This is a genomic window from Dokdonella sp., from assembly GCF_044227025.1.
Lineage (GTDB): Bacteria > Pseudomonadota > Gammaproteobacteria > Xanthomonadales > Rhodanobacteraceae > Dokdonella_A.
This window is the reverse complement of sequence record NZ_JBGAFX010000002.1, coordinates 370,554-382,158: the sequence shown is the minus strand read 5'-3', so window position 1 is coordinate 382,158 and position 11,605 is coordinate 370,554. Positions and strand designations below refer to the sequence as shown.

Sequence of the window (11,605 nt, the reverse complement as noted above, 5' to 3'; positions counted from 1 at the left end):
GCGCAGCGAGCGCTGCTGCAGACATCATGTTTGGTAGCGGCGGAAGCCGCGATGCTTTTCAGCCCTCGGCCCTCAGCCTTCGGAAAGCACCATGGCTTGCTCCCACAAGGCGCTCGTGCGGTTCAAGCCGCACTCAGCGCGTGAACGGCGGACGCCCGCTGCGGCCGCCGAGCAGGAGCCGCAGCAACGCCTTGAACTTCGCGCCGTAGGGTGGATTCAGCAGGCCGACCAGGTTGAAACGGGCCTGATGGAAGATCGGCGTCCTGCGCGAGAACGTGCGGAAGCCGTCCTCGCCGTGGTAGGCACCCATGCCGGACGCGCCGACTCCGCCGAATGGCAGGTTGTGCTGGGCGATATGCAGGATCGTGTCGTTGACGCTCACGCCGCCGGCACGGGTCTGCTCCAGCACGCGTTCAACCGTTTCACGTTGTTCATCGAACACGTACAGCGCGAGCGGATGCGGCCGTGCATTGATGCTCGCTATCGCTTCGTCGAGCGTGTCGTACGGTTGCAGCGGCAGCAACGGGCCGAAGATTTCCTGCTGCATGACGGCCATGCGATCGTCGACGCCGGTCAACAGGGTCGGCGCGAGCACGCGTGCGTCGGCGGGCGCTTCGGCCAGCGCGTGGGCGACCGCGCCGGCGGCGATCGCGTCGTCTCGCAGCGCACACAGGCGTGCATGGTGACGTTCGGTTGCGATGCCGGCGAATTGCCGGTTGGCAGCAAGATCCGGGTACAGCCGCGCGACGACCGCGTTCGCGCTGGCAATGAAGTCGCGTTCGCGCTCGCGTGGCAGCAGCACGTAGTCGGGCGCGATGCAGGTCTGGCCTGCGTTGAGCAGCTTGCCGAGCACGATGCGTTCGACCGCATGGTCGAAGCGCGCATCCGGTCCGATGATCGCCGGTGACTTGCCGCCGAGTTCGAGCGTGACCGGGGTCAGGTTCGCGGCGGCGGTGCGCATCACCTCGTGGCCGACCGCGGTCGAACCGGTGAACAGCAGGTGGTCGAAGGGCAGGGCGGAGAACGCGCGCGCGACGTCGGCGTCGCCGTTGACGACATCGACGACATCGGCGGCAAAGTACTTTTCGACCAGTTCCTCGAACAGGGTCGAGAATGCCGGCGTCAATTCGCTCAGCTTGAGCAGTACGCGATTGCCGGCGGCCAGGGCGTCGGTGAGCGGACCCGCGGCGAGGTAGAGCGGATAGTTCCACGGCACGATGATGCCGACGACGCCGAGCGGCTGGGGCCGGATCTCGATGCGCGCGGGCAGGAACCAGAAACCCGCCCAGCTGCGGCGCGGGCGCATCCAGCGGCGCAGGTGCGCGCGCGCATGGCGGATGCCGGACAGGCTCGGGAACACTTCGAGCAGATCGGTTTCCTCGACGGGGCGCCGACCGAAGTCCGCCGCGATCGCCTCCGCGATCGCCGCACGATTGTCGGCGATCAAGGCTTCGAGGGCGCCGAGACGGCGCGCGCGTTCGGCGCGTGTCGGCATCGGCTCGCGCGCATGTGCCGCGCGCATGCGCGCGAAGGTCGCCAGGAGCGGATCGCCTGTCACGGCAGCGACTCGATCGCTGCGAGCAGCGCGCGCTCGAAGCGCTCATCGGTGTGCGCCGGCGTCGGCTCCAGTTCGCTCCAGCGCGTCAGCAATGCATCCAGCTGCTCGTTGACGCCCGCCGCTTGCGTGCCGCGCATGCGCGTTGAAAGACGTTCGACCTGCAGGTTTCGACGCAGGTCCAGGTCCGATGCCGGCGACTCGATCCCGGCCAGCATTTCGAGTTCGACCAGGACCACGTGCGCGTCGTCGGAAAGTTCCGCAGGCAGCAGGCGGCGGCCCTCGGTCGTCGCGCGTTCGAAGCGCCCGGCGAGGCGCGCGTCGGCCGGTGCATCCGCGGTCAACGCAGCCCAGCGGTGCTGCGCCTCCGGCGACCCGTCCGCGAGTTCCGCGGCACGGCACGCCCGATAGAGCTCGAGCCAGCGGTGGAAGCGCAGGTGGCGTCGCTCGCGATCCTGCCGTTGCGCCGATTCGCGCAGGCGCGCCTGCGCCTCGCCGAAGCGGCGCAGCAGGTCCTCGTCGCGCGGGCGCAACGCGTCCCACGCGGCCTGCAAGCGGCCGATCGCTCCCCGCTCGGGCGGCTCCGTTGCGCCGGCCAGGGTCTCCAGTTCCACACAGACTGATTCCGCCTGCGCGCGCACTTCGGTCTCGCGCGCGTTGCGCTCGGCGCGTTCGGCGTCGAGCTTTCCAAATACGCGGTCGACCGCGGCGCGGAACTGGTTCCATTGCGCCTGGTCACGCGAGCGCCGCCCGCTGCCGGCAACCTGCCAGCGCTTCTGCAGCTCGCGTGCGGAGGCGACGGCGCCGCGCGGCATGCCGTCCGCGAGTGCTTCCGCATCGGCGATCAGGGCTGCCTTCGCGCGTTCGACTTCCGCATCGCGTCGCGCGATGCGCGCATCAAGCGCCGTGAGCTGCGTCTTCAGCGACTGCGCCAGCGCCTTGCGTTCGCGCGGTTCGATGCGATCGAGGCCGCGCAATGCCTCGACGGTGTCGCGCCGCAAGTTGGCGACCTCGCTCCAGTCGCTGCTGTCCTCGGCCAGCGCGGCTGCGCGTGCCAGCAACGCTGCGATAGCGGCCGACTGCGACTGGCGCAGTTCTTGGCGCTTGCGGAAGTAGCCCTGCGCCGGCGCGAGCGCCTCGCGACACGCGGCGTGGAAGCGACGATGCAGGTCGCTTGCGCGTGCGGCCGTCGCGCCCTCGATGGCATCGAGGCGTGACCACTCGGTCTGTGCGTCGCGCACCTTGGTCGCGACGGCGTCCGGGTGCAGGCGCAGTTCCGGCAACGCCTCGATCTCTCCGCACAGTTGCTGGCGGCGCTGGCGGTCGGCCCACAACTGCCAGCGGCTGAGTTCAGCGTAGCGTGTGTCGACCTCGCCGAGTTGCTGGGCGATCGCCTTCGGCAAGGGCGCTTCGACGCGCCGGCGCAGCTCGTCGATGCGCGCCTTGCTCGCGTGCGCCTGCGCGCTGGCGCCCGACTCCAGCGCCGCGGCGCACGCATGCAGGTGCTCACCCAACTCGGCGAGCAACGCGCGTTGTTGTTCCTGCTGCTGGCGGCGGGCCGCCTGTGCTTCGTCGAGCGATGCCGCAAAGCGCGCCTGGGCAATCAGCGGCGCCACCACGGTCGCAGCCGGATCGGGCGACGCCGCGGGCTCGGCCGGCAGCGCGGGTTCGGTGCTGGCTTCGACCACGCTTTCGGGGGATTCCGTCGCAGGCGCAACGGCAGCAGCAACCCGAGCGGCGGGATCACGGCTGCTGGCAAGCAGGTCGACGGCGGCCTGGAAGCGCGCATGCAGCGGCTCGGCGGCCGGGTGCGAGAGCAGCGCCCACTGGATGGCGATCTCGCGTTCGGCATCCGCATGATCGGGGACACTCAGCAGCCGCTCCATGCGCTCGCACAGCAGGCGCGCACGCTGTTCAAAGGTGGCGGCGTCGCCACGATTCAGGCGCAGTTCCTCGATGCGTTCGCGCGCGCGCCGCGCAACTTGCTTGTCGGACTTGCGTGCGCGGTCGGCGAGGCGTTCGAGGGTAGCCTCGTCGTCGAACCGCTCGACGAGGGCGAGGCGGATCGAGGCGTCACGATCCGCCAGCGCGCGGTCCATCAGCAAGGTCGGCCGCTTGATCTGCGCGAGCGCGGCGCGACGCAGCTCCGGCTCGCTCGCGTGGCAGGCGATGCGCTCGGCGAGTTCGGCGTCGTCCTGTGCTTTGAGCAGGCGCAGGCGTTCGGTCGCGGAGGGCGCGGCCGGATGCGTTCCGGTCAGAAGGTCCAGCCACAGGGCACGCGCCTGCGCGCGGACTCCGGCGTCGGCGTCGTCATGGGCGAGTCCCTGCACGACACCCGGGTCCGCCAAACGCTTGGCCGCGGCAATCCGCACGCCGGGATCGGCATCTTCGCGTGCGAGGCGACCCAGGTTCGAAAGCAGCTCCTGGTCGTTGTCGTGGGCCACCGCGGATCGGCGTTTGGCGGCATCCTTGGATTGCCAGCGCGGTTTGCTGAAGAGGGTGGACAATTTCATCGTGCGGGGTTCACAGCAGGTTCCTGATGATGTGGAAGCCGGCGACATACTCGCCGATGAGGGTGCCGAGGGTGACGAACATGAAGTTCAGCAGCGTGCGCGCGATGCGGTTCTTCCACCAGCCGCTCCAGTGCGCGACATCGTCGCGCAGGGTGTCGAAGTCGGCCACGCGCGGCTTGCGCAGCCACGCCTCGACGCCGGCGCTGAAGGCGGACGCGGGCACTCCCGGGCGAAACGGTTTCAGCGGCGCCGCGAGAAACGCCGCGATCACGCTGAGCGGATGCGCGAATGCCGCGATCGCGCCGATCGCCGCGAACCCGCCGGTAAACAGCGTCCACGCAAGCAGTGCGTCGGCGCCGGTGCGCGTGCCGCGCGTGAACGCGAAGCCGATCGCGCCGGCGATCACCACGAACACGCCGATCGCGAGCCATTTCGGCCAACGCGCCGGCGGCGGGACTTTCGCGAGCTTCTCGACCAGCGGCCGCGGGATCTCGTTCTGGCTCGCCAGCTCGCGTTGCATGCCGGCGAGATGGCCCGCGCCGATCACCACCAGCACGCGCCGCGCGGAGCTCGCGGATGCCTGCTCGCGCAGGCGGGCGACCATGTAGCGATCGCGCTCGCCGATCAGGGCGTCGTAGAGTTGCGGCGATTCACGCGCGAACTCGTTGAACATGCTGCCGAGCAGGTCGCCTTCCTTGAGCTTCTCGATCTCGTCCTCGCTGACGTCGTCGCGCGTGAGTACGCTCGCGCCGAGACCGCCGACGATCGACATGCGGTCGAGGAAACCAACGCTGTGATAGGCGCGCTTCAGCGTGACGCCGATCTCGCGGTCGATCAGCCAGATCGGCAGTCCGCGTACGTCTGCGCCATCGATTGCAGCCTTCATCTCGGCGCCCGGCTCGATGCCGAATTGTTCGGCGAGCCGACGCTGGAATGCGGACAGCGCAAGGTTCGCCGCGACCAGGCCGACCTTGCCCTGGCGGATGACCTGGAACAGGTCGAGGCGACGGAACGCTTCCGGGTCACGGATCGACTGGTAGCGCGGCTCGCACAGTTCCACTGCGACCGCATCGAACGACTCGCGTTCGAGCATCGCGCGCACGGCGTCGGCGCTGACGCGCGAGACGTGCGCAGTGCCGAGCAGGACGTACTCGATGGCCCCACGCTGCACGCGCGCGATCGGCTGGCTCTCCAGCACTTCGTCTACGTTCGCGGCGACGGAGCCGGCGCTTGCTGCGGCTGGCGCGTTCAATCGCGGAACCGCCGCATCAGGTCGGAATAGGCATCGATGCGCCGATCACGCAGGAATGGCCAGATCCTGCGCACGTTCTCGCTGCGCGCCAGATCGACGTCGACGAGCAGCAGTTCGCGCCGGTCGGTTGCCGCGCGTGCGAGGAATTCGCCCTGCGGGCCGGCGACGAAGCTCGAACCCCAGAACTGGATGCCGCGCGCACCGTCCGGCGCGGGCTCGAAGCCGGTGCGGTTGCAGGCGAGCAGGGGCAGGCCGTTGGCGATGGCGTGGCCGCGCTGCACGGTGATCCACGCGTCGCGCTGGCGATCCTTCTCATCCTGTGCATCGGCCGGGTCCCAGCCGATCGCGGTCGGATAGAGCAGCAGGTCAGCGCCGGCGAGCGCCATCAGCCGCGCGCCCTCCGGATACCACTGGTCCCAGCAAACCAGCACGCCGAGCCTGCCGACCGAGGTCTGCACCGGCTCGAAGCCGAGGTCGCCCGGCGTGAAGTAGAATTTCTCGTAGAAGGCCGGGTCGTCCGGAATGTGCATCTTTCGGTATTTTCCGGCGATCGCACGGGCGCGATCGAACACCACGGCGGTATTGTGGTACAGGCCGGCCGCGCGGCGTTCGAACAGGGAGGCAACGATCACCAGGCCCAGTTCCTCGGCAAGGCGACCAAGCCGCTCGGTGCTCGGCCCGGGAATGGCTTCCGCGCGATCGAACTCGTCGACGTGCTCGTGCTGACAGAAATAGGGACCGTTGTGCAATTCCTGCAGCAGCACCAGGCCGGCGCCGGCGCCGGCCGCCTCGCGCAAGCCGGCCTCGATCGCGTCGAGGTTCGCTTCGCGGCTGCCGCGATCGGTCTCCTGCAGCAGGGCTACCTTGAGGGTTTTCGAGGGCATGGGTCAGGGTGGAAATCCGAATCGTTCATGGTAGCGCGGATCGTCGACCGGAAGCATGCCAGGCCCGGTGCTCGTCCGTGCCGCTCGACGCCGGCCCGCTGCATCACCAGTTGTGGAAGCCGGCGCGGCAGTGTAGGAAGGTCGCATGACCGAACCCCGTGATAGTCCGGACGAATCGCTGGAGATTCTTCTGGTCGCCAGCGACGACGAGGAGGCTCTGGTCCGTTCACTGCTGGCTGGTGTCGGCGCTGGCATCACGCAGTGCCCGGGCATCCACGAAGCGATCGCGCGGCTCGCCCACAAGAGCTTCGATGCGATCGTGGCCGCTGTCGACAATGCTCCTCAGATCGAGGATCTCGCCAAGCTTGGGGCGCGCGCAGGCGACACGCCGATCCTTGCCTTGAGCCGCCGTCGGGACCGGAGCCTGCTGGATCTCGCGCATGCGCGCGGCGCGCACGAGGCCCTGGTGCTGCCGGAGTTGCGCGCCGACCTGCTGGGCTACGCCTTGCATCTGATGATCGAACGCGCGCGGTGCTTGCATCAGAGACGCAGCCAGGATGCGACCCTGCGAACGCTGTTCGACCTCGATGCGAATCCAGTCTGGATCTGCGATCCGCAGACACTGAAGTTTCTCAGCGCCAACCATGCGGCGGTCGAAACCTACGGCTACTCGGAACGCGAGTTCGCTACGATGGAACTCGCCGACCTGCTTCCGCGCGGCAGCGCCTCGTCCGAACTGCCGCCTTCCGGACGCACGGTGGTCGGACGCCACCGTACCAAGGACGGGCGCGAGATCGAGGTCGAATCCTTCGCCCAACGCACGGAACTCGGGGGGCGCGAAGTCGTGTTGCTGCGCGTGCGCGAAGTGACCGCCGAGCGTCGCGCGATGCGCGCGCTGGAGGCGAGCGAGCGGCGCTTTCGCGACTTCTTCGAACACAGTCCCGGCTTCATCTTCATCCACGAACTGGACGGAACCCTGCTGTCGGTGAATCCGGCGGCGGCGGCGTCGCTCGGACGCAGCGTCGCCGAGCTGCTGGGCACGCCGCTGCGTGACCTTGCCGCGCCGCACCTGCGCTTCCTCATCGACCAGTACCTGCAACGCATCGCGAACGGCGACGAGGATGCCGGCCAGGTGCGGGTGCAGCATCGCGACGGCACCGAGCTGGTCTGGCAATACCGCAACCGTCGCTACACCGACGCCGACGGCTCCGCCTACGTGATGGGCTACGCGCAGGACATCACTGCGATGCGCGCGGTCGAGCAGGCGCTGCAGCGGAGCGAACAGCGCCTGCGCACGGTCGCCGACACGCTGCCGGTCAAGATCGCCTATGTTGATGCACAGCTGCGTTTCGTGTTCGCCAACGAGGCGTTCCGCCGTGCCTATTCCGCGGCTGACGACGGCATCGTCGGCGCGCACGTGCGCGACGTACTCGGCGAAGAACGTTATGCACGCCGCGAACCTTGGCTCGTGCGCGCGCTCGCCGGCGAGCGTGTCGTGTTCGAGGACGAGGAAGGTGACGGAGAAGACTACCAGTGCGTCGAAATCACCTTCATCCCGGAAACCGCCGACAAGGACGGCCGCGTGATCGGCGTGCATGCGATGGTGCAGGACATCACCTCGAAGAAGCGCGAGGAGCGGCGCCTGATCCATCTGGCGCGCATCGATCCGCTGACCGGCCTGATCAATCGTGCCGGCTTCTACGAGCGTCTTGAATCCGCAATCGAGCGTTCGCGCGAAAAGGAATGGCTGCTGTCGGTGTTCTATCTCGACATCGATCGCTTCAAGCAGGTCAATGATACCCACGGGCATGCGGTCGGCGATGCCCTGATCCGCGCGTTCGCCACGCGACTGGGCGAAAACGTGCGCGCATCGGACGCGGTCGCGCGTCTAGGCGGCGACGAATTCATCGTCGTCATGGAGGGCATTCCCGACGTCGAGCGAGTGCGCGCGATCGCCACCAAACTGGTATTGGCGATGTCGCGTCCGTTCGAATTGCGCAGCGAGAACCTGACCTTGACGATGGGCGCCAGCATCGGCGTCGCCGCCTGCCATGCCTGTCCTCTGGGCGCGGCGCGGCTGGTCGCGCGTGCCGACGCGTTGCTGTATCAGGCCAAGCAGGCTGGCCGAGGCACCTATCGGCTCGAACTCATCGATGCGACCGGGCAATCCGAGGAGGCCTGATCGTCTGCAATCAGGCGAGCAGGCCGGCAGGCAGTTGCATGGTCAGGCAATGCACGCTGCCGTTCTGCCAGATCAGTTCGCGTGCATCGACCATCGCCACTTCGCGACCGGGATGCGCGGCGGCGATCACGCTTGCCGCTTGCGCATCGGCGGGGTCGCCGTACGAAGGCATCACGACACCGCCGTTGACGATCAGGTAATTCGCATACGACGAGGCGAGCCGACGGTTCTCGTCCACGATCGGGCGCGGCCATGGCAACGGGTGCAGGCGATAGGGTTCGCCGTCGGCGTTGCGCAGGCCTGCGATCTCGTCGCGCATGCGCGCGAGTTCCGCATGGTGCGGATCGGCGGGATCGTCGCAGGTCTGGAACACGATCGCGCCGCCGGGTGCGTAGCGCGCGAGCGTGTCGACGTGCGCATCGGTGTCGTCGCCTTCGAGATAGCCGTGTTCGAGCCAGAGCACGCGACTGACCGCGAACGTGTCCAGCAGCAACGCGGTCATCTGTTCGCGACTCATGTGCGGGTGGCGCTGATGCAGGCAGCGCCAGGTCGTCAGCAGGGTGCCGTTGCCGTCGACCTCGATCGCACCGCCTTCGAGCGCCCAATCGATCCTGCGCCGTTCGGCCGCGCGGAATACCCCGCGGGCCATGAGGGTTTCGATCAGCCGGTCGTCGCGACTGCCCTCGAATTTGCCGCCCCACCCGGTGAAGCGGAAATCGAGCAGGCGGAAGCCGGACGCGCCCACCAGACTGAGGGGCCCGGAATCACGCAGCCAGGTGTCGTCGTAGGCGACTTCGACGAAGTGCAGCCGCGCCGGATCGACTCCGGCGCCGGCCAGCAGGTGGTGCGCGCGCTCGCGTATCGCTGCATCGGCGACACAGACAAGCACGGGTTCGAAGTGCGCAATCGCGGCGGCGAGCTCGACGTACGCGCGCTCGATGCGCGGCAGGCGCGGGCCCCAATCCGTATCCGCATGGGGCCACGCAATGACAACGCCGGCCTGCGGTTCCCATTCCGCAGGCAGGCGCATCGCGGGAGGCATCGGGATCAGGACTTCGGTGCGGCTGCTTCGGCCTCGTCGACCACGCTGTGGATCACGCGGCTGCGTTCGAAGTACACCGTGTAGCCGTTGTAGCGCCAGCGGTTGATGGTCGGATGGCGGCGCGTGTCGCCACCGGCTGGCGCCAGCTTTTCGCTCGGAGCGCCGAAGCGCTGCTCGACCTGGGCCATGCTCATGCCGCGGCTCGGAAGGTTGGAACCTTCGTTCGCGTTGGAGCCGCGGTGATGGCGGTGGTGCTTCTTGACGGACGCCGTATCGAGCGTGTCGGCATGCGCCGCCGGGGCGAGCAAGGTTGCGGCCGCGAGGCCAGCTGCCGTCGCGAGAACAAACTTCACAAACATGGCTCAAATCCTTGTAGGGAAAGGAGGAACTGCGAGGATTCCCACACCCGCAGGAGCCTTTTTAACAGAACCCGGGATACGGTTCCATGACTGCGGCTTCAGATTGATCGGAGCGTCGCAGCCGGCAATTCGGGGTTCCTCCGGCGATGCACCCGCAGGTGGTCTTGGAGGGGCGAGCGATGCGGGTATTCCAGCGTCTTGAGTCACCGAAAAGACGCGCCGTGTCCCCGCTTTGGCGGCATTGTTGTCAAGAAAAAAGGCCGCTTGCGCGGCCCTTTCTTCTGCGACCAGGAGCTGAATGGCTCTCAGCGCTGGCGCGCCTTGAAACGCGGATTGCTCTTGCAGATCACGAAAACCTTGCCGCGACGACGCACGACTTTGCAGTCGCGATGGCGCTTCTTTGCGGACTTGAGGGACGACAGCACTTTCATGGAACGCCTCGCAACAGTTTCTGAACGCGGAAAGCGCGGAATTGTAAGGGAATTTGTCTGGCAATGGAAGAGTGCCCGGCAGGCCGTGCGCAACGACCCCTAAAACGGCCTTCCGGGGCCGGCAAGGTGCCGCCCGGGCCGCGCGTCCTGCGCGCCCGGACAAGCCCGCTTCAGTCGATATCGAACGATTGCAGGTCGACCGGATTGGTCACCGAGATGGTTCCCGACATGGTCTGGCCGTGGACCTCGCAATGGTAGCCGATGCTGGAATGAGCGGCTGCCGGGGAGATCGTGATGGTTGCGGTCCAGCCCACGGTGCCCGAGGGGGTTCCGTCCGCCGGGCCGACAGCATCGCCGTCGCAACCATTCGCGCAACGGAACGTCATCGGCGCTCCGGCATCCGAGGCGACGTTGTGGAATCCGCCGTCGTTGATGAAGGTGACGGTATCGCCGACCAGGGCTTCGATGCTCGACGGCGTGAATACCAGCCCGGCTCCGCCGACATGCACCACGTGGTCGACGGCCTTGGCGTGTGTCGCGAATGCGAGCAGTGATGCAGCGGCGAGCAGGTAGGGAAGGATGCGCATGGGTCGTTCTCCGTGTTTGCCCCGTGGTTGGGGGACTTGTCGTGATGGCGACGTACATCGTCGCCGAGGATTGCAGCCACGTGCGTTGCGCGGCCGCGCGGGTGACTCAGGGTGCTCCCGATTCGAGCCAGGCGGCGAGTGCCGCAATCGCATCCGGATCGAGCGTGCGCGCGATCGGCGCCATGATCTTGACAGTACTCGTATGAACGTCCGTTTCGGCAGCCAGATCCTCGAGGCGATGGATCAGATAGGCAGCGTGCTGGTTGCGCAGTGCCGGGTAGACACGCCGGCTGGCATCCTCATGGGCAAGCGGATGGCCCGTCGCGGTGACGCCGTGGCAACCCTGGCAGGGCGGTATGCCGCGCCCAGGATCGCCTTCGAGGTAGAGCGATTCACCGCGCGCGATGCGCTCGTTGCCGGCTACGGCAGCCGGTGCGGCAGCGGGCAGGCTCGCGAACCATGCGGCGAGATCATGCATCGTCGCATCGTCCAGGTTCGCGACCTGCGCGGTCATTGCCGAGGCGGGATTGTTCGCGCGCTTGAAGGCGACAAGACGCCAGTAGAGGTAGTCCGCCTTTTGTCCGGCGAGATTCGGAAACAGTGGCACCGGCGAGAGGCCGAGCGGACCATGGCACGCGCTGCAGATCGCCGCCTTCGCCTTGCCCGCGACGGCATCCCCGCTGGACGCTGCGACGCGACGCAGATCGAGCAGGTCGCCTGCGCTGGCGACCGAGCAAGCGAGCAGGGACGCCGATGCCAGCAGCAGATTGCAGATGAAGCCCGGGCGGATCATCGCGCGC

10 protein-coding genes are annotated in these 11,605 nt (G+C 67.7%); 1 reads left to right on the top strand and 9 read right to left on the bottom strand.

Annotated elements, in window-relative coordinates:
* Positions 1 to 133: 133 nt before the first annotated feature.
* Genes ACILRJ_RS05995 through ACILRJ_RS05980 form a run of 4 tightly spaced genes read right to left on the bottom strand, consistent with a single transcriptional unit; the run spans position 134 to position 6,204 of the window.
* Positions 134 to 1,522, bottom strand: a complete 1,389-nt coding sequence (locus ACILRJ_RS05995) for a coniferyl aldehyde dehydrogenase (RefSeq protein ID WP_395682048.1) — start codon at positions 1,520 to 1,522, stop codon at positions 134 to 136.
* Positions 1,523 to 1,554: 32 nt separating this feature from the next.
* On the bottom strand, positions 1,555 to 4,068 hold the full coding sequence (locus tag ACILRJ_RS05990) for a DUF349 domain-containing protein (protein WP_395681376.1): 2,514 nt from the start codon (positions 4,066 to 4,068) through the stop codon (positions 1,555 to 1,557).
* 10 nt (positions 4,069 to 4,078) lie between these two features.
* Positions 4,079 to 5,320, bottom strand: coding sequence for a TraB/GumN family protein (locus ACILRJ_RS05985; RefSeq protein ID WP_395681374.1), 1,242 nt, complete (start codon positions 5,318 to 5,320; stop codon positions 4,079 to 4,081).
* Positions 5,317 to 6,204 carry a carbon-nitrogen hydrolase gene (locus tag ACILRJ_RS05980; protein WP_395681372.1) on the bottom strand — a complete coding sequence of 296 codons (888 nt, stop codon included), beginning with the start codon at positions 6,202 to 6,204 and terminating at the stop codon, positions 5,317 to 5,319. The genes ACILRJ_RS05985 and ACILRJ_RS05980 overlap by 4 nt, the downstream gene beginning before the upstream one ends.
* A gap of 145 nt (positions 6,205 to 6,349) precedes the next feature.
* On the opposite strand from ACILRJ_RS05980, the gene ACILRJ_RS05975 reads away from it, so the two are divergent.
* A complete protein-coding gene (locus ACILRJ_RS05975; protein WP_395681370.1) occupies positions 6,350 to 8,386 on the top strand; it encodes a PAS domain S-box protein in 2,037 nt (678 codons plus the stop codon).
* A 10-nt stretch (positions 8,387 to 8,396) separates the two neighbouring features.
* Here ACILRJ_RS05975 and ACILRJ_RS05970 read toward each other — a convergent pair whose 3' ends face one another.
* The 5 genes from ACILRJ_RS05970 to ACILRJ_RS05950 form a co-directional block, all read right to left on the bottom strand.
* On the bottom strand, positions 8,397 to 9,416 hold the full coding sequence (locus tag ACILRJ_RS05970; protein WP_395681368.1) for an agmatine/peptidylarginine deiminase: 1,020 nt from the start codon (positions 9,414 to 9,416) through the stop codon (positions 8,397 to 8,399).
* Between the two features lie 17 nt (positions 9,417 to 9,433).
* Positions 9,434 to 9,787, bottom strand: a complete 354-nt coding sequence (locus tag ACILRJ_RS05965; protein ID WP_395681366.1) for a hypothetical protein — start codon at positions 9,785 to 9,787, stop codon at positions 9,434 to 9,436.
* 305 nt (positions 9,788 to 10,092) lie between these two features.
* Positions 10,093 to 10,218 (bottom strand): type B 50S ribosomal protein L36, encoded by a 126-nt coding sequence (gene ykgO / locus ACILRJ_RS05960; RefSeq protein ID WP_291187865.1) that lies wholly within the window; start codon positions 10,216 to 10,218, stop codon positions 10,093 to 10,095.
* A gap of 170 nt (positions 10,219 to 10,388) precedes the next feature.
* Positions 10,389 to 10,805 (bottom strand): plastocyanin/azurin family copper-binding protein, encoded by a 417-nt coding sequence (locus ACILRJ_RS05955; protein ID WP_395681364.1) that lies wholly within the window; start codon positions 10,803 to 10,805, stop codon positions 10,389 to 10,391.
* Positions 10,806 to 10,911: 106 nt separating this feature from the next.
* On the bottom strand, positions 10,912 to 11,598 hold the full coding sequence (locus ACILRJ_RS05950; protein ID WP_395681362.1) for a c-type cytochrome: 687 nt from the start codon (positions 11,596 to 11,598) through the stop codon (positions 10,912 to 10,914).
* Between the last annotated feature and the right edge of the window lie 7 nt (positions 11,599 to 11,605).